23 protein-coding genes and 1 pseudogene are annotated in these 22,865 nt (G+C 70.8%); 15 read left to right on the forward strand and 9 right to left on the reverse strand.

Annotation, left to right across the window (positions count from 1 at the left end):
- Nucleotides 1–110: 110 nt before the first annotated feature.
- Both AC069T_RS33980 and AC069T_RS33985 read right to left on the reverse strand, forming a co-directional pair.
- Nucleotides 111–635 (reverse strand): DUF4396 domain-containing protein, encoded by a 525-nt coding sequence (locus AC069T_RS33980; RefSeq protein WP_478786409.1) that lies wholly within the window; start codon nt 633–635, stop codon nt 111–113.
- Nucleotides 636–997: 362 nt separating this feature from the next.
- Nucleotides 998–2,446, reverse strand: a complete 1,449-nt coding sequence (locus tag AC069T_RS33985) for an MFS transporter (protein WP_478786410.1) — start codon at nt 2,444–2,446, stop codon at nt 998–1,000.
- A 145-nt stretch (nt 2,447–2,591) separates the two neighbouring features.
- On the opposite strand from AC069T_RS33985, the gene AC069T_RS33990 reads away from it, so the two are divergent.
- From AC069T_RS33990 to AC069T_RS34005, 4 genes are all read left to right on the forward strand, one after another.
- Nucleotides 2,592–3,020, forward strand: a complete 429-nt coding sequence (locus tag AC069T_RS33990; protein WP_478786411.1) for a DUF6153 family protein — start codon at nt 2,592–2,594, stop codon at nt 3,018–3,020.
- 105 nt (nt 3,021–3,125) lie between these two features.
- Entirely contained in the window at nt 3,126–3,752 is a 627-nt protein-coding gene (locus AC069T_RS33995) for a DUF305 domain-containing protein (RefSeq protein ID WP_478786412.1), read from the forward strand.
- A gap of 98 nt (nt 3,753–3,850) precedes the next feature.
- Nucleotides 3,851–4,756, forward strand: a complete 906-nt coding sequence (locus AC069T_RS34000; RefSeq protein WP_478786413.1) for a F510_1955 family glycosylhydrolase — start codon at nt 3,851–3,853, stop codon at nt 4,754–4,756.
- Between the two features lie 176 nt (nt 4,757–4,932).
- The gene (locus AC069T_RS34005) at nt 4,933–5,178 is read left to right on the forward strand and encodes a hypothetical protein (protein ID WP_476750484.1); all 246 of its coding nucleotides are present in this window, start codon (nt 4,933–4,935) and stop codon (nt 5,176–5,178) included.
- Nucleotides 5,179–5,293: 115 nt separating this feature from the next.
- Here AC069T_RS34005 and AC069T_RS34010 read toward each other — a convergent pair whose 3' ends face one another.
- The gene (locus AC069T_RS34010; RefSeq protein ID WP_478786414.1) at nt 5,294–6,139 is read right to left on the reverse strand and encodes an RNA polymerase sigma factor SigF; all 846 of its coding nucleotides are present in this window, start codon (nt 6,137–6,139) and stop codon (nt 5,294–5,296) included.
- A gap of 231 nt (nt 6,140–6,370) precedes the next feature.
- Nucleotides 6,371–6,811: a hypothetical protein gene (locus AC069T_RS34015; protein ID WP_478786415.1), complete on the reverse strand. Its 441-nt coding sequence runs from the start codon at nt 6,809–6,811 to the stop codon at nt 6,371–6,373.
- 230 nt (nt 6,812–7,041) lie between these two features.
- On the opposite strand from AC069T_RS34015, the gene AC069T_RS34020 reads away from it, so the two are divergent.
- The 6 genes and pseudogenes from AC069T_RS34020 (at nt 7,042) to AC069T_RS34045 (ending at nt 13,234) form a co-directional block, all read left to right on the forward strand.
- On the forward strand, nt 7,042–7,605 hold the full coding sequence (locus tag AC069T_RS34020; protein ID WP_478786416.1) for a TetR/AcrR family transcriptional regulator: 564 nt from the start codon (nt 7,042–7,044) through the stop codon (nt 7,603–7,605).
- 89 nt (nt 7,606–7,694) lie between these two features.
- Nucleotides 7,695–7,934, forward strand: a pseudogene (locus tag AC069T_RS34025) (lipase); the annotation flags it as partial.
- Between the two features lie 185 nt (nt 7,935–8,119).
- Complete coding sequence (locus tag AC069T_RS34030) at nt 8,120–8,602, forward strand: GNAT family N-acetyltransferase (protein WP_478786417.1); 483 nt, start codon at nt 8,120–8,122, stop codon at nt 8,600–8,602.
- A 147-nt stretch (nt 8,603–8,749) separates the two neighbouring features.
- Nucleotides 8,750–9,754, forward strand: a complete 1,005-nt coding sequence (locus AC069T_RS34035) for a TIGR03885 family FMN-dependent LLM class oxidoreductase (RefSeq protein WP_478786418.1) — start codon at nt 8,750–8,752, stop codon at nt 9,752–9,754.
- The gene (locus AC069T_RS34040; RefSeq protein WP_478786419.1) at nt 9,745–11,445 is read left to right on the forward strand and encodes an alpha-amylase family protein; all 1,701 of its coding nucleotides are present in this window, start codon (nt 9,745–9,747) and stop codon (nt 11,443–11,445) included. The genes AC069T_RS34035 and AC069T_RS34040 overlap by 10 nt, the downstream gene beginning before the upstream one ends.
- Nucleotides 11,446–11,572: 127 nt before the next feature.
- Nucleotides 11,573–13,234, forward strand: coding sequence for a glycoside hydrolase family 13 protein (locus tag AC069T_RS34045; RefSeq protein WP_478786420.1), 1,662 nt, complete (start codon nt 11,573–11,575; stop codon nt 13,232–13,234).
- A gap of 40 nt (nt 13,235–13,274) precedes the next feature.
- On the opposite strand, the gene AC069T_RS34050 is transcribed toward AC069T_RS34045, so the two are convergent.
- Entirely contained in the window at nt 13,275–13,628 is a 354-nt protein-coding gene (locus AC069T_RS34050; RefSeq protein WP_478786421.1) for a hypothetical protein, read from the reverse strand.
- Between the two features lie 322 nt (nt 13,629–13,950).
- On the opposite strand from AC069T_RS34050, the gene kdpF reads away from it, so the two are divergent.
- From kdpF to AC069T_RS34070, 4 genes are all read left to right on the forward strand, one after another.
- On the forward strand, nt 13,951–14,040 hold the full coding sequence (kdpF, locus tag AC069T_RS34055) for a K(+)-transporting ATPase subunit F (RefSeq protein ID WP_009326374.1): 90 nt from the start codon (nt 13,951–13,953) through the stop codon (nt 14,038–14,040).
- Nucleotides 14,041–14,048: 8 nt separating this feature from the next.
- On the forward strand, nt 14,049–15,716 hold the full coding sequence (gene kdpA / locus AC069T_RS34060) for a potassium-transporting ATPase subunit KdpA (protein WP_478786422.1): 1,668 nt from the start codon (nt 14,049–14,051) through the stop codon (nt 15,714–15,716).
- A 71-nt stretch (nt 15,717–15,787) separates the two neighbouring features.
- On the forward strand, nt 15,788–17,884 hold the full coding sequence (kdpB, locus tag AC069T_RS34065; RefSeq protein ID WP_478786457.1) for a potassium-transporting ATPase subunit KdpB: 2,097 nt from the start codon (nt 15,788–15,790) through the stop codon (nt 17,882–17,884).
- Between the two features lie 5 nt (nt 17,885–17,889).
- Nucleotides 17,890–18,558, forward strand: coding sequence for a potassium-transporting ATPase subunit C (locus tag AC069T_RS34070; protein WP_478786423.1), 669 nt, complete (start codon nt 17,890–17,892; stop codon nt 18,556–18,558).
- A gap of 2 nt (nt 18,559–18,560) precedes the next feature.
- Here the strand turns inward: AC069T_RS34070 and AC069T_RS34075 are convergent, their stop codons facing one another.
- Nucleotides 18,561–18,986 carry an SRPBCC family protein gene (locus tag AC069T_RS34075; protein WP_478786424.1) on the reverse strand — a complete coding sequence of 142 codons (426 nt, stop codon included), beginning with the start codon at nt 18,984–18,986 and terminating at the stop codon, nt 18,561–18,563.
- A gap of 118 nt (nt 18,987–19,104) precedes the next feature.
- Complete coding sequence (locus AC069T_RS34080; protein WP_478786425.1) at nt 19,105–20,112, reverse strand: phosphotransferase; 1,008 nt, start codon at nt 20,110–20,112, stop codon at nt 19,105–19,107.
- Nucleotides 20,113–20,272: 160 nt separating this feature from the next.
- On the opposite strand from AC069T_RS34080, the gene AC069T_RS34085 reads away from it, so the two are divergent.
- The gene (locus AC069T_RS34085; protein ID WP_478786426.1) at nt 20,273–20,971 is read left to right on the forward strand and encodes a class I SAM-dependent methyltransferase; all 699 of its coding nucleotides are present in this window, start codon (nt 20,273–20,275) and stop codon (nt 20,969–20,971) included.
- A gap of 48 nt (nt 20,972–21,019) precedes the next feature.
- Here the strand turns inward: AC069T_RS34085 and AC069T_RS34090 are convergent, their stop codons facing one another.
- Together AC069T_RS34090 and AC069T_RS34095 are read right to left on the reverse strand one after the other, a co-directional pair.
- Complete coding sequence (locus AC069T_RS34090; protein WP_478786427.1) at nt 21,020–21,550, reverse strand: hypothetical protein; 531 nt, start codon at nt 21,548–21,550, stop codon at nt 21,020–21,022.
- Nucleotides 21,551–21,640: 90 nt separating this feature from the next.
- Nucleotides 21,641–22,756: an AI-2E family transporter gene (locus AC069T_RS34095; protein WP_478786428.1), complete on the reverse strand. Its 1,116-nt coding sequence runs from the start codon at nt 22,754–22,756 to the stop codon at nt 21,641–21,643.
- Between the last annotated feature and the right edge of the window lie 109 nt (nt 22,757–22,865).

Consider the following 22,865-nt stretch of genomic DNA (forward strand, 5'->3'; position numbering starts at 1 on the left):
CCCCCCCCCCCCCCCCCCCCCCCCCCCCCCCCCCCCCCCCCCCCCCCCCCCCCCCCCCCCCCCCCCCCCCCCCCCCCCCCCCCCCCCCCCCCCCGGGACGCAGCGGCTGATCAGTGGTAGGCGTGGACGACGGCGTGGCCCTTTCCGCGGCCGATCATCCACTTGTTCACCGGCGTCGTGATCACGAAGGCGACAGCGAACCCGCCCAGCAGCGCCGTCCAGAACAGCGTGTCCGACAGGTGGGCGTCCATGGCGCCGGGGACCAGGGCGATGATGCCGTTGTCGACGAGTTCCATCACCGCGATCGAGACGGTGTCGGCGGCCAGCGCGACCTTCACGGCGGTCTTGAAGTCCAGGCCGGCCTTGCGGACCGCGAACAGGGTGAAGGAGTAGCCGAAGACGAACGCCAGCGCGATGGCCAGGATCATGGTGGGTACGTTGCCCCACATCAGGGCGGTGCCGATGACCATGCCGAGGATCTCGCCGATGGCGCATCCGGTCAGGCAGTGCAGCGTCGCCTTCGCTGCGGCCCCCCACGTCACCCCGCCCATCTGGTGCCCGGCGTGACCTGCGTGCGCCTGGTGCGCGGCGGCGTGGTCGTGCGCGGTGCCGGTGTGGTGTGCGCTGTGGTCCATGACCGTCATCCCCAATCCCGTCCAGTGTGACCCCGCACCCGCGGGCTCACATCACCACTGTATACCCCCCTGGGGTATACGCAAGGGGTTCTTTATCCTTCATCGGGCCTCTGAGGCACCGCCCCTCCCGGTCACGTTCCCGAGGGAGCGTCGAGGGCGTAAGAGACCGGCGGGCGGTACGGCAGGTGCCCGTCACCCAAGGACGAGCGCATGAGACGCGGACGTTGACTCCGGGTGCACCAGGGGCGAAGGGGCCTTCGCCCTTGCCTCGGTGCCCGCTGCGTGCCGTCATCCAGAAGGAGAGCGAGAGGAGAGAAGTGCCCGCCGATGGGTATCGGCTGGTCCTCTCGCTCTCCTTCCGATCAGTTGCCGGTGTGCTGAGGCTGTGCGGCCCCCTCGGTGGTGGCGGTTTCGGCCGTCGGGCTCTGCGGCTTGCCGCGCATGAGGGTGAGGGTGGCCAGGGCGCCCGCGGCGGCGATGCCGGCGGCGGCGAGGAAGGCTGCGCTGAACCCGTCGGTGAGGGCGGTCAGGTCACCGAGTGCGCCCGCGCCCTGGGAGGTGGCGAGTGCGGTCAGGGCGGCGAGGCCGAGGGCGGAGCCGACCTGGTAGGTGGTGTTGACGATGCCCGAGGCGAGGCCGGCCTGCTCTTGTGGGGCGGCGGACATGGCGGCCATCAGGGTGGGGATGTAGGCGAGCGCCATGCCCAGGGCTGCCACCAGCGAGGCGGGCAGGACGTCGACGAGGAAGCTGCCTGTGGGACGGGCGGCCGAGAGCCACACCAGGCCCGCGGCCAGGACGAGCAGGCCGCCGGTGATAAGCGGCTTGGGGCCGAAGCGGCCGAGCAGGCGGGCGCTGGCGGTGGTCATGAAGAGCATCAGCAGGCCGGTCATCGGCAGCAGGGCCGCCCCCGAGGCGAAGGCGCCGTAGCCCAGGACCTGCTGGAGGTAGAGGTTGAGGAAGTACCACATCGGGATCCAGGCCGCTCCCAGCAAGGCCATCGCAAGGTTGGAGACGCCGAGACCGGGGGTGCGCCAGATACCGAGCGGCATCAGCGGCGAGCGCGCGGAGCGTTGGATGAAGACGAACACCACCAGAAGGGCGGCGCCTGCGATCAGCTGAAGAACCGTCTGCGCTGCTCCCCAGCCCGTTTCGGGAGCGCGGACCACGGTGAAGACGGTGAGTGCGAGCCCTGCGGTGACAGCCGCCGCTCCGAGGACGTCCACACCGCCGCCGCGGCGGGCGGCGACGGCCGGCAGCAGGCCGGTGGCGAGCAGGGTGGCGATGCCGATCGGGATGTAGATGATGAACACCCACGGCCAGCTGGCCCACTCGGTGAACACCCCGCCCAGAAAGACTCCCGCGGTGCCGCCGGCCGGAGCGGCCGCGCCGTAGAGGGCCAGGGCCTTGCCCAGCTCCTTGGGGCTGTGGCCGAAGAGCATCATCAGCAGGGTCATCGAGGCGGGGGCGATCAGCGCGCCGCCCACCCCCTGCACGGCCCGGCCGGCGACCTCCACCCACCCGGTCTGCGCGGCCGCGGCGACGACGGACCCGGCGATCAGGACGCCCCAGCCGACCACGAACACCTTGCGGGCGCCCAGCAGGTCGGAGAGGCGACCCCCCAGTAGGAGCAGTCCGCCGAAGGCAATCACGTACGCGTTGAACACCCACTGCAGATCCCCCTGGGAGAACCCCAGGTCGCGCTGCATCTCGGGCAGCGCCACGCCGATGATCGACGTATCCATGATGACCATGAACTGTGCGGCGGCGAGCACCCCAAGGGCCCACCAGCGACGCGGATTGACGGCTTGCATGACCGCTCCTCAAAGCCAGAACCTTCATACCCCCTAGGGGTATGACTTCGACGGGCCGAACGTTATACCCCCCAGGGGTATTCCTCAAGGAGGATCTTTCCGGGCCGCCTCACCCCGCCCGCAGTCGGCCCCTTACGATGCGGACATGGACGGTCAGGCGGTGCGAGCGGAAAAGCCCTCGGGGCTGCGCTCCTACCTGCTCCTTGTCCTGGCCGTACTGGCGGGACTGGTGGCCATGCACGGCCTGGGCCCCGCTCCCGCGCATGCGGCGGCCGCTTCCCACCACGCGCCTGCGGTCGGCCACGAACGGCTGCCCGTCTCCGGCGCGCTCTGCACAGACGGGTGCGTCCACGCCGACGACCCCGCCGGCAGCGCAGGCAGCGGACACGCTGAGCACGCTGATGCGACCTGTGCCGCCACCGGCACGGCAGGCGCCCCCGCTCTGCCCTCCCCAGCGGTCCTGCCCGGCAACGCCGAAGTCCAGGCGGTCCTCGCACACGGCACCCGCCCCGGTGCCACCGCCTGCGGGCGGGCACCGCCGTCATTGAGCGAACTGCAACTCCTGCGCATATAGGGCAGTCCCGGCATGCCCGGCCCCCTTGGGGCCGACAAGCCCTCGGCTCTGCCTCATTTCCGCACGCCCGCAGGCGCGGCGTGCCCTCACAGCAGGAGTTGCACCATGACCAGCACGCGTTCCCTGATCCGCCGCGCGACCGCCGTGGCCGCGGCCGCAACCGCCGCCCTCGTCCTTGCCGCCTGTGGCGGCAGCGGCGATGACAGCGGCTCCACTCACGGCGGGCACAACGCCGCCTCCCCGTCCGCGTCCGCACCCGCGCAGCAGGGCGACCACAACGCCGCCGACACCGCGTTCGCCAAGGGGATGATCCCCCACCACAGCCAGGCCATCGAGATGGCCGACCTCGCCGCGACACGCACCGAGTCGGCCGAGGTGAAGAAGCTGGCCGACGAGGTCAAGAAGGCCCAGGACCCGGAGATCAAGACCCTCTCCGGCTGGCTGACCTCCTGGGGCGAGCAGGTCCCGGCCGAGGGTGGGGGCCACGAGGGGCACGACATGTCCGGGGTGATGACGGCCGAGGAGATGAAGCAGCTGGAAGCCTCCTCGGGCAAGGCGTTCGACACCGCCTTCCTCACCATGATGGTCAAGCACCACGAAGGCGCCGTCGCCATGGCCAAGACCGAACAGGCCGACGGCACATACCAGCCCGCCAAGGACATGGCGGGTCAGATCATCAAGTCCCAGAGCGCGGAGATCGCCCGGATGAACACCCTCCTCGGGAAGAGCTGAGCTGCATCAGCACACCTTGGGTGCGGGCAGCCGCCTGCGGCTGCCCGCACCCGGGCCGGCCAGCCCTTCTTTCCCTTCAAGCGTTCTGGACTTCACACATGACCATCCGCTTGCGCATAGCCGCGTTCGCGGCCGCCGCGGCGACCGGCGCCCTGCTGCTGACCGCCTGTTCGAGTCCCGGCACCGCGCCCGCGCAGGGCAAGGCCGGCGCGAGGAGCGATGCCGCGGCGGGAACCGGGCACCTGCACGGTCTCGGCGTCGACCCGGCCGACGGCACCCTCTACGCCGCCGGGCACCTCGGCGTCTTCCGCCTCACCCCCACCGGTGCCGTACGCGTCGCCGACCGCTACCAGGACACGATGGGCTTCACCGTCACCGGCCCGCGTACCTTCCTCGCCAGCGGCCACCCCTCTCTCACCGACCCCACCGCCACCTCACCGCACCTGGGTCTGATCCGCAGCACCGACGCCGCACAGACCTGGACCACCGTCTCGGCCGCAGGCGAAGCCGACTTCCACTCCCTCCAGCAGGCCGGCCCGACCCTCTATGGCCTCGACAGTCAGACCTCGCAGATCTGGGCCAGCACGGACGGCGGTGCCACCTGGGAGCGGCGCGCGAAGATCGGGGCCGGTGACCTCGCCGCTCACGCCGGGACACCGCAGAAGATGTGGGCGACCAGCCGCGACGGATTGGTGCGCAGCACCGACGGCGGTGCCACCTTCCAGACGGTTCCCGGCGCGCCGGTTCTGGCCGCCGTGGAGCAGCCCGCAGTTGACCAGTTGATCGCGCTGGCCGCCGACGGCACCATCCTGGCGGGCAGCGACGGCACGTCCTGGACCGAGCGCGGCCGCCTCCCGGGCGGCGTGCAGGGCGCCGTACTGACCGCGGCCAGCCCCAACCATCTCCTGGCCGCCGACATCAGTGACGCCGTCCACGAGTCCAAGGACGGCGGTCGCACCTGGACCACCGTCCACCGCCCGGACGACGACACCACAGGAGACTGACCTGCCCGTCCGCGGCATCAACCCGCCTGTCGGACTTGCCGCCCGGCAGGGGCCGCCAGGGCGCCGGCGCCTGCCACTGGGGCCAGGCCTTCCAGTGGCCTGGCCGAAGTGATCTACGTCCACCCGGGGGGGAGTCGGCGGGGCCAGTCAATCGAACACGTGCTCTAATAGGGTCCATGACGCGCAGATCCTTCCCGCCCGATCTGGTCGAACTGCATCTGGCCTACGTCCGCACCTATCGCGCCTTGGCCGGCCCGCGGTCCGATCGCACCGCACAGCTGCGTCGGGACCTCGTCCGGCTGCATGCGCAGGTGCTGCACCACCCGTACTGGTCGAACTGGTCGGGCCGGCCGTCGGCGGGATGGGCGTCCATGCGGCAGCAGCTGCGGGCCGAGGCCGGCACCCGCCGGGAGGCGCCGTGAGGTGTGGCGAGGTCGGAGCGCTGCGGGAAACGAAGGAGCCCGCCACCGGTTTCGGTGGCGGGCTCCTTCGGCAGCATGAGTGCCGCGGTAGATCCGGTTGAGTGAGTCACCCGGCTCAGCGTGTGGAGAGCATGCCCTCACGCAGGTGGGTCAGCGTGCGGGAGAGCAGCCGCGACACGTGCATCTGGGAGACGCCGAGGCGCTCGCCGATCTGCGACTGGGTCAGCTCCTCGACGAACCGCATGTGGATGATCTGCCGGTCCCGCTCGTCGAGCTCGGCGATCATCGGGGCGAGTGCGTGGAAGTCCTCCACCAGCTCCAGGGAGGCGTCCTGGGTGCCGATGAAGTCAGCCAGCGCCGTCTCGCCGTCCTCGTTGCCGCCGATGGCGGCGTCCAGGGAAGCGGAGTTGTAGCCGTTGGCCGCCAGTCGCGCCTCGATGACCTCCTCCTCCGGCAGGCACATCAGCTCGGAGAGTTCCTTCACCGTGGGAGTGCGGCCCAGCCGGCTGCGCAGCTCCTCGGTGGCCTTGGCCAGCTGTACGCGCGCCTCCTGCAGGCGGCGAGGGACATGCACGGCCCAGCTGGTGTCGCGGAAGAACCGCTTCATCTCACCGACGATGTAAGGAACGGCGAAGGAGGTGAACTCGACTTCGCGCGTCAGCTCGAACCGGTCGATGGCCTTGATCAGGCCGATCATGCCGACCTGAACGATGTCCTCCATCTCCTGTTCGCCGCGGCTGCGGAAGCGGCCGGCCGCGTAGCGGACAAGAGACATGTTCATCTCTATCAGCGTGTTACGGACATACTGGTAATCTGCGGTGCCCTCTTCGAGCACGGCGAGCTGGTCGAAGAACTGCCGTGAAAGCTCCCGCGCGTCTCTGGGTGCGACCTTCTGCGGGTCCGCGATCTCCGGCAGCCCAGCCATACCCGCGTCGGTCCTGCTAGCCGTCATAGCCGTCATTGTGATGCCCTCCCTAACGAATCGGCCCCCCATGTGCCCCCTGTGGGCCGACGACCCGCGCTTACCCCGGGCCGCGCCAGACATGCATGTCTCGCGCGGAAGACTTTGAATGGGCAGCGCTCCGCCGCGGAGGCGGGCGTCCGGCGGCCGGGCGGCAAGCGGCCGGGCCCGCCGGAGCGGAGAGCTCCGGCGGGCCCGGGAACAGAACCACCTGCGTGGTGTCCTGCTGGGTCAGAGACGACCGCCGGTGAGGCGGGAGAGCGGTCCCCGCTGCCGCAGGCCGGCACGCCGACCCACGGTGTAGGAGCAGAGGACCACGGTTGCGGTCCCCGCGCCCGCGGCGGCCGCCACGACCTTCCTGGCCTTCAGAAGGGTCCAGGCCAGACCGGCCTTGCCGGCCGTCTGCTGGGCGGCGGACGTGACGGTGCCCTGCACCGTCTTGGCCGCCTCCCTGGCCTTCTCCGACGCCGCACCACCGATGCCCACCAGCTTTTCCTTGCTGCCGCGGCCCGCGGCGCCGGCTGCTTCCCCAGCGCCCCTGGCCGTCTCGGTGGCAGACTGCTGTGCCTCCTTCGCCGGTGCCGAGGCTCCTTCGGTCACGGTGCTCTTCGCCGCTCGCGCGTTCGCCGTCGGCGACTGTCCGTTCGTCGTCTTGTTGCTCGTTCCAGCCATACCGCTCGGTTATCCGGCCCTTCCATCGGCAAACCGGTAACTGGCAATCGGCTGCAACTCGCTTACGGGGCACGCCGATCGTCGACCTCGGAAGGGCTGCTTCATCAAGTGCCGCGCGCTGGAGGGAAGGCTGCGGATCTGTCGGTCCGTCAGCGCCTCCTTAAGGGCGATGCGATTTGCCTAAGAGTCTTAGGTAGCTGCATGATGGGCGCGAAAAGGGAGGGGGCGGCATGGTGCGCGTCGGACTGACCACGGAACGGCTGACCCGGGCGGGAGCCGAACTGGCCGACGAGGTCGGGTTCGACCAGGTGACCGTCTCGGAGCTCGCCAGGCGGTTCGACGTCAAGGTCGCGAGCCTGTACTCCCACGTGAGGAACTCGCAGGATCTGAAGACCAGGATCGCCCTGCTGGCCCTGGAGGAACTCGCAGACCGGGGCGCCGCCGCCCTGGCCGGCCGAGCCGGGAAGGACGCCCTTCGCGCGTTCGCGAACGTCTACCGCGACTACGCCCGTGAGCACCCCGGCCGCTACGCCGCCGCCCAACTGAGGCTCGACGCGGAGACCGCCGCCGCCAGTGCCGGCGTCAGGCACGCGCAGATGATGTGGGCGGTCCTGCGCGGCTACGACCTGACGGACGTGGACCGGACGCACGCGGTCCGGCTGCTGGGCAGCGTCTTCCACGGCTACGTCAGCCTGGAGGCGGGGGGAGGGTTCAGCCACAGCAGCCCCGACTCGGAGGAGTCCTGGTCACGGATCCTCGACTCCCTCGACACCCTGCTGCGGAACTGGACCTGACGCCGCCGGTGCCGACCCCCGCCATCAGAACTGCCGGTAAGTAGTAGGAAACGGCAGGAAACAGCCGCAGCCCACAAGACTCACCCAGCAACAAACTGACCCTGAACGTCATCCGGGACGAGCTGGCCCGAGTCGTGAAACAACGGGCGACGGACGACGCGCACCTGTACCGCCTGGACGGACGCGACCTCTACGGCGAGGCGGACTTCGCCGAACTGCCGTTGCCGGGCCGGCTCCGCCCCGACGCAGCCACCCGCCGCCGCATCGGTGAGCGCTTCGCCGCCCGGGCCTTCGGCGCGGGGGGACCGTTCGGCACCGACCGCGCCTGAAGACTCGACACACGCCCGAGGCGCGACGCGACTCCACGCGCCCGGGCCGCCGCCACCAGACATCCGTGGGCAGAGGCGGCCCGTACATCGCCCGACTTCACCAGGCGGAGCCCGCGGCGGCGGGCGCCCGCGGGCGCCCCGTACCCCTGATGCGCGGGTTCCTCCTGGTGCGTAATACTCGCCTCATGAACCCGAGCATTACGTCCAGGAACGGCGCGACCGTGATACGGCGAGCCGTAGCCCGGGACGCCAAGCGGCTCACGCGGCTCGTGCGCGGCTCGCGCGCCTACGAAGGGCAGTACGCGGCGATGGTCGCGGACTACCGTGTCGGACCCGACTACATCGAGGCGCACCGCGTCTTCGTGGCGGTCGGCGCCGACGACGCCGCGGGCCCCGTACTCGGGTTCTACTCGCTCGTCGTCGCTCCGCCGGAACTCGACCTGCTGTTCGTCGCCGACGGTGCACAGGGGCGCGGCATCGGGCGACTGCTCGTCGAACACATGCGGTCCGAGGCCCGCTCGGCCGGGCTCGACCGTGTGCGCGTGGTGTCCCATCCCCCCGCCGAGGGCTTCTACCACGCGGTGGGCGCGCTGCGCACCGGGACCGTGCCCGCGAACCCGCCCGCCGTGGCCTGGGACCGGCCCGAGCTGGAGTTCCTCATCCGGTAGGGCCCACCCGCACAGCCTCGAACGGACGGGACCACACACCACATCCGCGCCGCGTCTCTCGGCGCAAATCCCCTGTGCGGCAACGGACTTGTCGCGGACCGGCTCCTCGGTCCCGCTGAGCGGCGATCCCGGGGGTACCCGCTCGGCATGACTGTTTATGGACTGCACGCCTCGCACGAACAGATCCCGCCCGCGGATCTGCTCGACGCCGTGGTGCACGCCGAACGGGCGGGATTCACCGCCGCCATGTGCTCGGACCACTTCTCGCCGTGGAGCATCCGCCAGGGTGAGTCCGGATTCGCCTGGTCGTGGCTCGGCGCCGCCCTCCAGGCCACCGAACAGATGCCGTTCGGCGTGGTGAACGCCCCCGGCCAGCGCTACCACCCGGCGATCATCGCCCAGGCCGTCGCCAGCCTCGCGTCGATGTACCCGGGCAGGTTCTGGGTGGCGCTAGGCAGCGGTGAGGCCTCCAACGAGCACATCACGGGCACCGGCTGGCCCCGCAAGGACATCCGCAACGCACGGCTGCGGGAGTGCGTCGACGTCATCCGCGCCCTGCTGCACGGGGAGGAAGTCAGCCACGACGGTCTGGTGAGCGTGGACCGGGCCCGGCTGTGGACCCGGCCGCCCGCCGTGCCGCCGCTGATCGGCGCCGCGTGCAGCACCGCCACCGCGGCCTGGTGCGCCGAATGGGCGGACGGCCTGATCACCGTCAACGCGCCACGGGAGAAGCTGCGGGAGATCACCGGCGCGTACCGCGACGCCGGCGGCCGCGGCCCCCTGCACCTCCAGGTGCACCTGAGCTGGGCGCCCGACGAGGACGAGGCCCTCGCCCTGGCGCACGACCAGTGGCGCAGCAACGTCCACGCGCCGCCGGTCAGTTGGGACCTGGACTCCCCGGAACTCTTCGACATCGTCAGTGAGCACGTCACCCCCGAGCAGGTCGCCCGCACGGTCAACGTCTCGTCCGACCTCGGCCGGCACACCGCCTGGCTCCAGGAGTACGCCGAACTCGGCTTCGACACCGTGATGCTGCACCACGTGGGCCGCGAACAGGGCCCCTTCATCGACGCGTTCGCGGCCGAGGTGCTGCCGCGGCTCGACGTCACCCGCCCCCTTCCCGCCACCGCGAAGGAGTACCGATGCGTCTGACCCGCACGTCCGACCTGTGGTGGAAGAACGCGGTGGTCTACTGCCTGGACGTCGAGACGTACCAGGACGGCAACGGGGACGGGATCGGCGACTTCGCGGGTCTCACCCAGCGCATCGACCACCTGGTGCGCCTCGGCGTGACCTGCGTCTGGCTGATGCCCTTCTACCCGACGCGGGAGCGCGACGACGGCTACGACATCACGGACTTCTACGGTGTCGACCCCCGCCTCGGCACCCTCGGCGACTTCACCGAGTTCGTCCGCACCGCGCGCGACCGGGGCATCCGTGTCATCGCCGACCTCGTCGTCAACCACACCTCCGAGGACCACCCCTGGTTCAAGGACGCCCGCTCCAGCCGGGACTCCGCGCACCGCGACTGGTACGTCTGGCAGGACGAGCCCCCCGAGGACGGTCCTGAGGGTGTGGTCTTCCCCGACGCGGAGGACAGCCTGTGGGAGTACGACGAAGGCAGCGGCCAGTACTACCTGCACCGCTTCTACAAGCAGCAGCCCGACCTCAACGTCGCCAACCCTGCGGTGCGCGACGAGATAGCCCGCGTCATGGGGTTCTGGACGCAGCTCGGCCTGTCCGGCTTCCGCGTCGACGCCGTGCCCTTCCTGCTGGAGACGGACGGGCAGGACGACGCCGGGAAGCTGCCCGACCCGCACGAGTACCTCGCCGACCTGCGCGCCTTCCTCGGCCGCCGCAACGGTGAGTCCGTGCTGCTGGGTGAGGTCAATCTGCCGTACGACGGGCTCACCCGCTTCTTCGGCGACCCGGCCTCCGACCGCGGCGACGAACTCACCATGTGCTTCGACTTCGTCGGGATGCAGCAGATGTACCTGTCGATGGCCCGCGAGGACGCGGGCCCGCTGGCCGCCGCGCTGGGGGGCCGCCCCGCCGCCCCGCGCGACGCCCAGTGGGCCACGTTCGTGCGCAACCACGACGAACTCACCCTCGACAAGCTGAGCGACGACGAACGCGCAGAGGTCTTCGCGGCCTTCGGCCCCGACAAGGACATGCAGCTGTACGACCGCGGTCTGCGCCGCAGGCTCCCGCCGATGGTCGACGGCGACCGCCGACGCGTCGAACTCGCCTACAGCCTGCTGTTCACCCTGCCCGGCACTCCCGTGCTGTTCTACGGCGAGGAGATCGGCATGGGCGAGAACCTGGCCGCCGAAGGACGCCAGGCCGTACGGACGCCCATGCAATGGACACCGGAGACCGGCGCCGGTTTCTCCACCGCCGAACAGGACGCCTTCCCCAATCCGCTCGTCGAGGGCGCGTTCGGACCGCAGAAGGTGAACGTGTACGAGCAGAGCCGCGACCCCGGCTCGCTGCTGAGCCGCATCCGGCTGTTCGCCGAGCGCTACCGGGAAGCTCCCGAGCTGGCCTGGGGGGACTACACCCTCGTGGAGACGGGGGAGCGCGCCGTCCTGGCGCACCTCGGCTGCACCACCGACGGGAAGGTCCTGGCCGTGCACAACTTCGCGGGCGAGCCGGCCACCGTAGGACTGAGGCTGCCCGAGGCCGGCCCCGGGGACAGGCTGACCGACCTCCTCGACGAGGGGCACAAGGGGCTCACGGTGGCCGAGGACGGGCTGCTCAGGGTGGAACTGCCCGCCTACGGGTACCGGTGGCTGCGCCTCGGTACCTCCGCGGACGACCCCGAAAGGGTCGCGACCGACTGACACCGTGCCCGCCGGGAAGTCTCCTGGAGTGACCGAAGGCTCCCGGCGGCCGCCCGGGCCGGGCCGGGGGTCCGAGGGCACGGCACGACCAGGCCCCGTACGCACAGCTCAGCACAGGGAGAAGCCGGTGGACTCAGCCCGTACCCGCACCTCCTGGTGGCGCGACGCCGTCATCTACCAGGTGTACCTGCGCAGTTTCGCCGACGGGAACGGCGACGGGACCGGTGACATCGCCGGACTGCGACAGCGTCTGCCCCACCTCGCCGGACTGGGCGTCGACGCTTTGTGGATCACTCCCTGGTATCCGTCCCCGATGGCCGACGGAGGGTACGACGTCGCCGACTACCGGGACATCGACCCGCTCTTCGGCACGCTCGACGACGCGCAGGCCCTGCTCGACGAGGTGCACGGGCACGGTCTGCGCCTGATCATCGACATCGTGCCCAACCACACCTCCACCGCCCACGCCTGGTTCCGCCAGGCGCTGGCCGAAGGGCCCGGCTCCGCTGCCCGGGAGCGGTACATCTTCCGCCCCGGCCGCGGTGCGGAGGGCGAGGAGCCGCCCAACGACTGGCGCAGCGTGTTCGGCGGGTCCGCCTGGACGCGGATCACCGAGCCCGACGGCTCGCCCGGCCCGTGGTACCTGCACCTGTTCGCCCCCGAGCAGCCCGACCTGAACTGGGACAACCCGGAGGTCCGCGCCGAGTTCGAGTCGGTGCTGCGCTTCTGGTTCGACCGGGGCGTGGACGGAGTGCGCATCGATGTCGCCCACGGCCTGGTCAAGGCTCCCGGCCTGCCCGACCTCGGCTCACTGGACGGCAAGCTGCTCGAAGGCGCCCGCCGTGAGGACCACCCGCACTGGGACCGCGAGGAGGTGCACGCGATCTTCCAGGGCTGGCGGGCCGTCGCCGACAGCTACGCCGAGCCCCGCGTCTTCGTCGCCGAGGCGTGGACGGGCGCACCCGAACGGCTGGCCCGCTACGTGCGCCCCGACGAACTCCACACCGCCTTCAACTTCGACTACCTGATGACGCCGTGGCGCCCGGAGCGACTGCGACACGTGATCGACCGGTCCCTGGACACACTGGGCCAGGTCGCAGCCCCCGCCACCTGGGTGCTCTCCAACCACGACGTGGCCCGGCACGTGTCCCGCTACGCGCGCCCCCAGCCGGACGGGCCGCTGCGTTCGCTGTCCGACCTCACGGACCCCGCGGACCTGGACCTGGGCACGAAGCGCGCCCGCGCCGCCGCACTGCTCACCCTCGCCCTGCCCGGCAGCGCCTACCTCTACCAGGGCGAGGAACTGGGCCTGTGGGAGGTCGAGGACCTCCCCGAGGAACTGCTCCAGGACCCCACCTGGCTCCGCTCCGGGCACACCGACCGGGGCCGCGACGGCTGCCGTGTCCCCCTGCCGTGGAGCGGGGACACCCCGCCGTTCGGCTTCGGACCCGAAGCCGGGGGTAGGGGGACGTGGCTCCCGCAGCCGGAGGCGTGGAAGGCGCTGACCGTCGCTGCCGAGGAGGGAGACCCGTCCTCCATGCTGGAGCTGTACCGCGAGGCGCTGCGCGTCCGCCGCGCGGAGCCCGCCCTGGGAGACGGGACGCTCTCCTGGCGGAGTGCCCCCGACGACGGACTGCTCGACTTCCGTCGCGACCCCGGTTTCCGCTGCGTCGTCAACTTCTCCGCGGAGCCGGCGGACCTTCCCGCCCACGGCGCCGTGCTCCTGGCCAGCGGCCCCCTGGAGGACGGCCACCTCCCGTCCGACACGGCGGTGTGGCTGACGGACTGACACCGGGGCGCCGACTCGGACGCCGCTGCCGGAACCCCGGTCAGGCGGCCGCGGCGAACGCCGCCGTGATGGCCGTGTCGACGCGCGCGTGGATGACCATCCGGGTGCCGCCGGTGTCGGCGTTCGCCTCCAGCAGGCGCCGCGCCGGTGCGCTGTCGGTGGCGACGGACATGACGACGCCGAGGTGATTGCACATGTGATGGGCCCTGATGACGGCGCTGACGGCGGCGCTCGTGGCCGCCTGGCCGTCGAGCGTGATCACCACCGGGTACTGCCGGTAGGTGTGCACGAGATCGCTGATGGCCAGCGCGAGTGCCGCGCGTTCGTCGGTGTCCGAATCGGAGCGCAGCCTGATCACCAGAACCCCGCCCTCGATCGTGTGGGACAGCAACACGTCCTCCCCCTTCGGTCTGCTCGCCGCTCCGCCTTCGGCCCCCGGGTGCCCAGCGCCGCCATGGTCACGCCCACGATGTCGACGGGTCGTGCTGGACACGCTCACGAACGGACGCTGGCGTAAGAGATCCGTCAAGGACGGACCGGGTGCCGTAAGGGAGGCGTCAACGGCGTCCGGTTCCGGTCACCGAGGCGGTTTGCTGCACCTGTCCGTCCGATCCGAACCTCACTCAGGAGCTCGCGATGGCCGATCTGGTCTTCGTCGTCACCACGCTCGCGGTGTTCGCGCTGGTGGCTCTCGTCGCCAAGGGGGTGACCAAGCTGTGACCGCCGAGAACGTCGTCGGCCTCGTCGTGGCCGTCGCCCTGCTGGGCTATCTCGTCCTCGCGCTGATATTCCCCGAGAGGTTCTGAGAAGCACCATGAGTCCCGTCCTCGCCGGCGTGCTCCAACTGCTCGCCCTGACAGCGGCACTTGCGCTCGTCCACATCCCCCTCGGCGCCTACATGGCCCAGGTGTACTCCTCCGACCGGCACCTGCGCGTCGAGAAGTGGATCTACAAAGCCATCGGCGCCGACCCGGACACCGAGATGCGCTGGCCCGCGTACCTGCGCGGCGTACTGGCCTTCTCCGTGGTCGGCGTGCTCCTCCTGTATCTGCTGCAGCGGGTCCAGGGACATCTGCCCGGCTCCCTCGGCTTCCGGTCCATCGACCCGGACCAGGCCTTCAACACCGCCGCGTCCTTCGTCACGAACACCAACTGGCAGTCCTACTACGGTGAACAGGCCATGGGGCACGTCGTGCAGACGGCCGGCCTGGCCGTGCAGAACTTCGTCTCCGCGGCCGTCGGCATCGCGGTCGCCGTTGCCCTCGTGCGCGGTTTCACCCGGCGCTCCCGTACCGGTGAGCTCGGCAACTTCTGGTCCGATCTGGTGCGGGGTGTCGTACGCATCCTGTTGCCCGGTGCGGTGATCGCCGCGCTCGTGCTGGTGGCGTGCGGGGTCATCCAGAACTTCTCCGGCATCCACGAGGTCGGGCAGTTCACGGGCGGCTCGCAGCAGTGGAATGGCGGTGCGGTCGCCTCGCAGGAGGCCATCAAGGAACTCGGGACGAACGGCGGCGGCTACTTCAACGCCAACTCCGCCCACCCCTTCGAGAACCCGACCCCGTTCACCAACCTCTTCGAGGTCTTCCTGCTGCTGGTGATTCCGGTCGCGCTGACCCGCACCTTCGGCGTCATGGTGGGATCGGTCCGGCAGGGCTACGCGATCCTCGCGACGATGGCCACCATCTGGGCGGGCTTCACCGCGCTGATGATGTGGACCGAATTCCAGCACCACGGACCGGCGTTCGACCTCGCCGGCGGCGCGATGGAGGGCAAGGAGACCCGCATCGGGGTCGGCGCCTCGTCGATCTTCGCGGTGTCCACGACGCTGACCTCGACGGGCGCGGTGGACTCCTTCCACTCCTCGTTCACCGGGCTCGGCGGCGGCATCACCATGCTGGGCATGCAGCTCGGCGAGATCGCGCCCGGCGGCACCGGCTCGGGCCTGTACGGCATGCTGGTCATGGCGGTCATCGCGGTGTTCATCGCGGGCCTCATGGTGGGCCGTACACCCGAGTACCTCGGCAGGAAGATCGGCACCCGCCAGATCAAGTTCGCGGCCTGCTACATCCTCGTCACCCCGGCGCTGGTGCTGGGATTCACCGCCGCCGCCATGGCCCTGCCGACCCCCGGCGACTCGATGACCAACTCGGGCGCGCACGGCTTCTCCGAGATCCTGTACGCCTACACCTCGGGCGCCAACAACAACGGCTCGGCCTTCGCCGGTCTGAACGCGGACACGCAGTGGTTCAACACCACGATCGGCCTGGCCATGCTCCTCGGGCGCTTCCTGCCGATGGTGTTCGTCCTCGCCCTCGCCGGTTCACTCGCCGAGCAACAGCCGGTCCCGGCGACGGCGGGCACCCTGCGCACCGAGAAACCGCTGTTCACGGGCCTTCTGGTCGGCGCGATCCTCATCATCACCGGCCTGACCTACTTCCCGGCCCTCGCGTTGGGCCCGCTGGCCGAGGGGCTGGCGTCATGAACACCCGCACGGACAAGACCCGTACCGGGAACCTCACCGACAACACCCGTACCGAGCACCAAGAGGACGCGATGTCCACAGCCACCCCGGCCCGGGCGCCGCACAGCGACGTGCCGGCCGGCCACCAGGACGGACGACGTGTCGGCGCCGGCCTGTTCGACCCCCGACAACTGCTCAGGTCACTGCCGGACGCCTTCCGCAAGCTCGACCCGCGCGTGATGGTGACGTCGCCCGTGATGTTCGTGGTCCTGGTCGGCTCGGTGCTCACCACGGTGTTCTCCTTCCAGAACCCGGGGGACTGGTTCGGCTGGACGATCAGCGCCTGGCTCTGGCTGACCGTGGTCTTCGCCAACCTGGCGGAGGCGGTCGCCGAGGGCCGCGGCAAGGCGCAGGCCGACACGCTGCGCAGGGCGAAGACTGACACGGTGGCCAGGCGGCTGAACGGTCCGACGGAGGAGTCCGTCCCCGGTACGGCGCTGCGCGTCGGCGACCTGGTCGTGTGCGAGGCGGGCGACGTCGTCCCCGGCGACGGTGACGTCGTCGAGGGCGTGGCGTCCGTGGACGAGTCTGCGATCACGGGGGAGTCCGCGCCGGTCATCCGCGAGTCCGGCGGCGACCGCAGTGCCGTCACCGGCGGGACCCGGGTGCTGTCCGACCGGATCGTCGTCAGGATCACGACGAAGCCCGGGGAGACCTTCATCGACCGGATGATCAGCCTGGTCGAGGGGGCGGCGCGGCAGAAGACACCCAACGAGATCGCGCTGAACATCCTGCTCGCCTCGCTCACCGTCGTCTTCCTGCTCGCGGTGGCGACCCTGCCGCCGCTCGCCGACCACGCCGGCACGCACCTCACGATGGTCGTGCTGGTGGCCCTGCTGGTCTGTCTGATCCCGACGACCATCGGCGCGCTGCTGTCCGCGATCGGCATCGCGGGCATGGACCGGCTGGTCCAGCGGAACGTCCTCGCGATGTCGGGCCGTGCCGTCGAGGCGGCCGGTGACGTGTCGACGCTGCTGCTGGACAAGACCGGCACCATCACACTGGGCAACCGCCGGGCGTCGGAGTTCGTGCCGGTGAACGGCGTCACCGAGGCGCTGCTCGCCGACGCCGCCCAGCTCTCCTCACTGGCCGACGAGACGCCCGAGGGTCGCTCCGTCGTCGTACTGGCGAAGGAGCGGTACGGGCTGCGGGCGCGCCACCAGGGGGAACTGGGCCACGCCGAATGGATCGAGTTCACCGCGCAGACCCGCATGTCGGGCGTGGACGTCGACGGACGCAAGGTCCGCAAGGGCGCGGCCGGTTCGGTCCTCGCCTGGGTCCGCGAACGCGGGGGAGAGGCGACCGGCGACGCCGAAAAGCTGGCCGACGCGATCGCCGAGGCGGGCGGCACACCGCTGATCGTCGCCGTCGAGGACGCGCACGGTGCCCGGGTGCTGGGCGTCGTCCATCTCAAGGACGTCGTCAAGGAAGGCATGCGCGAGCGCTTCGACGAACTGCGCCGCATGGGGATCAGGACCGTCATGATCACGGGGGACAACCCGTTGACGGCCAGGGCGATCGCGGACGAGGCGGGCGTCGACGACTTCCTCGCCGAGGCGACTCCCGAGGACAAGATGGCGCTCATCAAACGGGAGCAGGCGGGCGGCAAGCTCGTCGCGATGACCGGCGACGGCACGAACGACGCGCCCGCGCTCGCCCAGGCCGACGTCGGCGTGGCCATGAACACCGGCACCTCCGCCGCCAAGGAGGCCGGGAACATGGTGGACCTGGACTCCGACCCGACCAAGCTCATCGAGATCGTCGGGATCGGCAAGCAACTCCTCATCACCAGGGGCGCGTTGACGACGTTCTCCATCGCCAACGACGTGGCGAAGTACTTCGCGATCATCCCGGCGCTGTTCGCGGTGGTGCACCCCGGCCTGGACCGGCTGAACATCATGCGGCTGTCCTCGCCCGACTCCGCGATCCTGTCCGCGGTCGTGTTCAACGCGCTGATCATCATCGCGCTCGTCCCGCTCGCGCTGCGGGGTGTGCGGTACCGGCCGCTGAGCGCCGACAGACTGCTGCGGCGCAACCTCGGCATCTACGGTCTGGGCGGGCTGGTCGCGCCCTTCGCCGGCATCAAGCTCATCGACCTGCTCGTCTCCCTCATTCCAGGAATCGGCTGATCGTCATGAACAACTCCGTCACCCACTCCGCCCGTCTGCTGTGGGCCTCCCTGCGGGCCCTCCTGGTGCTCAGCGTCATGACGGGGGTCCTCTATCCGCTCGCACTGACGGGCGTCGCCCAAGGACTGTTCCCCGGCCGCGCGAACGGCTCGGAGACCAGGGCGGACGGCAAGGTCGTCGGCTCCTCCCTCATCGGCCAGGCCTACGACCTGCCGCCGAAGAAGGGCGAGGAGGTGCCGGAGCCCGACCTGAAGTGGTTCCAGGGCCGCCCGCGGAACGGGCTCGGCACCAACACCGTCAACACGCGGTACCGGCTGATCCTGTCCGGCGCCACCAACCGCGCCGGCGACAACAAGGAGCTGATCGACTGGGTGACGGCCGCCAAGAAGGCCGTCGTCGAGGACAACTCGGTGCCCGGCCACCCGGTCGAGCCCAGCGACGTGCCCGCCGACGCGGTGACGTCCTCCGGTTCGGGCCTGGACCCGGACATCTCGCCGGACTACGCCCGACTCCAGGTGCGCCGCGTCGCCGAGCGGAACGACCTCTCCGCCGCCCGGGTACGGCAGTTGGTCGACGAGCACACCGAGGGCCGCACCCTGGGCTTCATGGGGGAGCCGCGGGTCAACGTCCTCGCACTCAACATCGCGCTGAGGACGCTGACGGCGAAGCGCTGACGTCAGCTCGCGGCTGCGGTCTCGGCGAGCTTCTGGAACTCCCCGAGGTCGTAGTTCGCGAGCGCCGAGTCCAGATTGGTGAGCGCTCCGATGTGCTCCACGAAGCCCTTCGGGTCGTACTCGATCTGCAGGGTCACCCTGCTCGACGTGTCGCCGAGCCGGTGGAAGGTGACGACGCCCGCGTGGTGGACGCCGTTCGTGGTCCGCCAGGCGATCCGCTCCTCGGGGATCACCTCGGTGAGCTCGGCGACGAAGTTCTTGTCCGCTCCCGGCAACGACAGCTGCCAGGCGAAGCGCCGTTCGTCGAGCGGTTCCACGATGCGTACGTGGCTGAGGAAGGCGGGCCACCTGGTCACGTCGCTCCAGAGCGCCCAGGTGACGGCCACGGGGGCTTCGATGTCGACGGTTTCCACCAGGGATGCGGACATGCGGCACCTCTTTCTCGGCCGCCCGGACTGCGGCCTCACGGGATCTGTAGCGCCCTGCTACCCGCGCGGGGAGGCCTCACACGGTGACGCCACGGCCCCGGGCAGCAACCGTCGGCGCCTACAGCGGTGGCTCGCTGAGGACTTCCAGCAGCCAGTGGGCACTCTCGGCAGCGCCGGGGAGGCCGGGAGCACCGGCCGGGGCGGGGAACAGACGGGTGTAGGAGCAGGCGCGCCCGAGAGCGCTCAGCCGCCACGCCGTACGCAGGGCCCGCCGCAGGTCGGCCGCCGTCCGGCCCGCGCCCGTCCAGGGCTCCAGGTAGGCGTCGCGAAGCCGCGGCAGCACTTCAGGCCCGTACCGTGCGCAGGCGCTTCGGACGGCGACGGGCAGACTGCAGAAGGGGTGGGAGACGGCGGCGTCGCCCCAGTCGAAGACGATGAACCGTCCCCGTTCCGGGGTGAACAACTGGCCGTCGTGCAGGTCCGCGTGGTCGAGGGAGTCGGCGACCCCGGCCGCCGCGAGTTCCGCGCACCACTCGGCGAGGCGCGGGTGAAGTCCGTCGAGCCGACGGCGCTCGTCCGGCCGCAGCGCGGGGTTCGTCGCGACGAGCCGGCCGAAGACCTCGGGCAGATCCGTGGTGCGCGCGCTGGGCACGCCCAGCCGTTCGAGCTGTCCGGTGCGCCGGACGAGCGCGCGCTGCATGACCGCGTACTGGCGCAGGAACTCCTCCCACGCCGGGAGGCCGGCCCCCTCCCGGTCGAGCACCTCCCTGAACAGTTCTCCTCCGTCGGGCAGCAGTGACCAGCCGCGCTCACCGTCGACGGCCAGAGGCCGCAGCACGTGGTCCGGGACCCACTCGGCCAGTGCCGCCGTCAGCCCGCCCTCGAAGGCGCCGGCCGGCGGACTCGCCTTGAACCAGACGGCGTCGTGCCCCGCGACGGGCACCCGCACCAGCACGGACCAAGGCCGCAGCCGCACCCGCAGGTGCCCGTCGGTCCGCAGACCGCGTGCGGCGAGTTCGTCCCCCACCCAGTCGAGGGCCGCCGTCCGCCAGGCCCCCTGCTCCCAGGGAGTCACCGCGTCCTGGTACTGCCCCCGGTCCACGACCGCTGACGCCTCGTAGTGCATCGCGCCATCCCAGCAGCGTCCCGGGCCGGGTGCCAGCGGTTTTCTGTCCGGTGCACCACAGCGGGCCTTGACGCGCAGCCCCGCCAACGCGTGCATGAACGGTAGGAGGCGGAACGGCTTCGCACGGCATCCGTTGTGAGCCGCCTGCCGCGGTGCGAGGATGCACGGCACCAGCACACCGCGAACCGGAGGGCGCATCGTGACCGACGAACAGCGGGAGCCGCGGGCGGCTGCGGTCTTCGACGCGTTGGGAGCCGACTACGAGAGGGCGTTCGCCGGATCGGAGCCGCACCGGGTGTCGCTGGAGCGGCTGCTTGCCCGACTGCGTTCCGGCAGCCGCGTGCTGGACGTGGGGAGCGGTACCGGCCGGCCCACCGCCTGGACGCTGGCCGCGGCGGGCCACGACGTGCTGGGCGTCGACGTCTCCCCGGTCATGGTGGACATCGCCACCCGTCAGGTGCCGCGCGCCGCGTTCCGGTGCGCGGACATCCGCGAAGTGCCGCTCGACGAAGCGTCGTTCGACGCGGTCTGCGTGTACTTCGCGCTGTTGCAGATGTCCCGCCGCGAGCAGTCCGCGCTGGTGCGGCGGCTGACGCGGGCCTTGAGGCCCGGCGGCGACCTGGTACTCGCAACCGTGCCGGTGGACGTGGAGGACCTGGAGGTCGTGTTCATGGGGCAGCCCGTACGGGCGACCAGCTTCGCCGCTTCGGACTTCAGCGCCATGGTCGAGGAGGCGGGCCTGGAGGTGCTGACGGAGGAGAGCCTGATGTTCACCCCCGCGCACCCCGAGGCCACCCCCGAACCGCACCTCTTCGTGCACTGCCGGCGTCCGGGCGAGGCTCCGTCCGCCCGGCCGTGAGCGGGTACGGCAACGCGACCGTGAGCGTGGTACGGCAACGCGACCGTGTCAGACGGCGACGGCCGAAGTCCCGGGCCGCTGCGGCGGCGTGAGAGCCTCCAGCCGCTTGATCCTCCTGCGCACGGCGTACAGCGGGATCACCCCGAAGACCCCGAACGAGATGTCGATGAGCGTCCACCAGAAGGGGATCCCCCGGACCGGCCCGCAGATCAGCGCGAGGGGGACGATCCCCGCGCAGGCGATCATCCCGAACTCGACGACCCAGATGTTGCGCACGGGGTCGCGGTAGGGCCCGTAGAAGGCGACCGCGATGACGAGGTGCGCGAAGGCCAGCCAGTCGGTGCCGTACAGGACGAAGGGGTACTCGGCGTCGGCGGCGTCGAGCCCTTGGCGTACCCGCTCGATCCAGTCCATCAGCCCCGGAAGGTGCTCGGGAACGGACAGCGCCCGCAACAGGTCCTCGGTCCAGCGCAGTTCGTGCACCAGGGGGAAGGCCGTGGCGCCGCTCAGCACCAGGCAGACGACGAAGACGGCCAGCCATGTACGGATGCCCTTCAGCAGGGCGGCTCTGTCGCTCATGGCAGGACAGTACGCCCTCACTTGAACGTGTTCAAAACTACCCCCGCGGTTGTCGCGTGTAGCGTCCCGGCAGCCGCCCGCGTCCGACTCCTACGACGCGACGACCACGTCGTCCTGCGCATCGTCGGCCCCGGGTTCCCGCGGTGCGTCGGAGAGTTGCTCGCGCACGTAGTTCCAGACCACGGCGATCAGCGCGGCGACCGGAACGGCGAGGAGGCTGCCGACGACGCCGGCCAGGCTGCCGCCCAGGGTGACGGCGAGCAGGACCACCGCGGCGTGCAGACCGAGCCCGCGACTCTGGATGATGGGCTGGAACACATTGCCCTCGAGCTGCTGCACCACGACGATGATCGCCAGCACGATCAGCGCGTCCGTCAGGCCGTTGGACACCAGCGCGATGAGCACCGCCACGAAACCGGCGAACAGTGCGCCCACGATCGGCACGAACGCGGAGACGAAGGTCAGCACCGCCAGCGGAAGCACCAGCGGCACGCCCAGTATCCAGAGTCCGATGCCGATGAGGACCGCGTCCAGCAGACCGACGAGCGCCTGCGACCGCACGAACGCCCCCAGGGTGTCCCAGGCGCGGGCGGCCACGGTCGGGACGTCGGTGGCGAGCCGGCCGGGCAGCTGGCGGGTCAGCCAGGGCAGGAACCGCGGGCCGTCCTTCAGGAAGAAGAACATGAGGAAGACGGCCAGGACGGCGGTCACCACACCGTTGACCACGGTGCTCAGCCCGGTGAAGACGGCCGTGACCATGCTTCCCGCACTGTTGCGGATGCGCTCCACCGCGGCGTCGGAAGCACCGTTGATCTGGTCGTCGCCGATGTTCAGCGGCGGCCCCGCGGCCCATTCCCGCAGCTTCTCCACGCCGTCGACCACCCCGTCCGTCAGATCGCCGGACTGGGACGCCACCGGCACCGCGATCAGCGCGACGGTGCCCGCGGCGACCACGAGGAACAGGACGGTGACGACCGACGCGGCGAGAGCGGGGCGCAAGCCGCGGCTGCGCAGGAAACGGGTCAGGGGCCAGGTCAGGGTCGTGATGAAGAGGCCGACTATGAGGGGCCAGACGACCGACCACATGCGGCCCAGCAACCAGAGCACCACCGCCGCCATGACGAGGACCAGCAGGAACTCGGCGGAGGCGCGTGCCGAGGTACGGAGCGCGGCGCGCGTTTTCGTGGAACTCAACGTGGCAGACATGGGGGTCACCCTATGGGTACGGCTCTCGCACCCTCGCCGACACCGTTGGTCATCAGCGACCACGTACGACCCTCGCCTGACTGTCCGTCAGTTTTCCGGAGGGCGCGCC

Source organism: Streptomyces sp. NPDC043867 (assembly GCF_056435845.1).

What these genes read in the sequence shown, in the direction of transcription:
- AC069T_RS34040 (WP_478786419.1), top strand. Translation starts at nt 9,745, where the DNA reads ATGCGTCTGACCCGCACGTCCGACCTGTGGTGGAAGAACGCGGTGGTC.
- AC069T_RS34080 (WP_478786425.1), bottom strand. Translation starts at nt 20,112, where the DNA reads ATGCACTACGAGGCGTCAGCGGTCGTGGACCGGGGGCAGTACCAGGAC.
- AC069T_RS34085 (WP_478786426.1), top strand. Translation starts at nt 20,273, where the DNA reads ATGCACGGCACCAGCACACCGCGAACCGGAGGGCGCATCGTGACCGAC.
- kdpA (WP_478786422.1), top strand. Translation starts at nt 14,049, where the DNA reads ATGAGTCCCGTCCTCGCCGGCGTGCTCCAACTGCTCGCCCTGACAGCG.
- AC069T_RS34035 (WP_478786418.1), top strand. Translation starts at nt 8,750, where the DNA reads ATGACTGTTTATGGACTGCACGCCTCGCACGAACAGATCCCGCCCGCG.
- AC069T_RS34005 (WP_476750484.1), top strand. Translation starts at nt 4,933, where the DNA reads ATGACGCGCAGATCCTTCCCGCCCGATCTGGTCGAACTGCATCTGGCC.
- AC069T_RS34010 (WP_478786414.1), bottom strand. Translation starts at nt 6,139, where the DNA reads ATGACGGCTATGACGGCTAGCAGGACCGACGCGGGTATGGCTGGGCTG.
- AC069T_RS34075 (WP_478786424.1), bottom strand. Translation starts at nt 18,986, where the DNA reads ATGTCCGCATCCCTGGTGGAAACCGTCGACATCGAAGCCCCCGTGGCC.
- AC069T_RS34030 (WP_478786417.1), top strand. Translation starts at nt 8,120, where the DNA reads ATGAACCCGAGCATTACGTCCAGGAACGGCGCGACCGTGATACGGCGA.
- AC069T_RS33980 (WP_478786409.1), bottom strand. Translation starts at nt 635, where the DNA reads ATGGACCACAGCGCACACCACACCGGCACCGCGCACGACCACGCCGCC.
- AC069T_RS34020 (WP_478786416.1), top strand. Translation starts at nt 7,042, where the DNA reads ATGGTGCGCGTCGGACTGACCACGGAACGGCTGACCCGGGCGGGAGCC.
- AC069T_RS34015 (WP_478786415.1), bottom strand. Translation starts at nt 6,811, where the DNA reads ATGGCTGGAACGAGCAACAAGACGACGAACGGACAGTCGCCGACGGCG.
- AC069T_RS34095 (WP_478786428.1), bottom strand. Translation starts at nt 22,756, where the DNA reads ATGTCTGCCACGTTGAGTTCCACGAAAACGCGCGCCGCGCTCCGTACC.
- AC069T_RS34070 (WP_478786423.1), top strand. Translation starts at nt 17,890, where the DNA reads ATGAACAACTCCGTCACCCACTCCGCCCGTCTGCTGTGGGCCTCCCTG.
- AC069T_RS33985 (WP_478786410.1), bottom strand. Translation starts at nt 2,446, where the DNA reads ATGCAAGCCGTCAATCCGCGTCGCTGGTGGGCCCTTGGGGTGCTCGCC.
- AC069T_RS33995 (WP_478786412.1), top strand. Translation starts at nt 3,126, where the DNA reads ATGACCAGCACGCGTTCCCTGATCCGCCGCGCGACCGCCGTGGCCGCG.
- AC069T_RS34000 (WP_478786413.1), top strand. Translation starts at nt 3,851, where the DNA reads ATGACCATCCGCTTGCGCATAGCCGCGTTCGCGGCCGCCGCGGCGACC.
- AC069T_RS33990 (WP_478786411.1), top strand. Translation starts at nt 2,592, where the DNA reads ATGGACGGTCAGGCGGTGCGAGCGGAAAAGCCCTCGGGGCTGCGCTCC.
- kdpB (WP_478786457.1), top strand. Translation starts at nt 15,788, where the DNA reads ATGTCCACAGCCACCCCGGCCCGGGCGCCGCACAGCGACGTGCCGGCC.
- AC069T_RS34090 (WP_478786427.1), bottom strand. Translation starts at nt 21,550, where the DNA reads ATGAGCGACAGAGCCGCCCTGCTGAAGGGCATCCGTACATGGCTGGCC.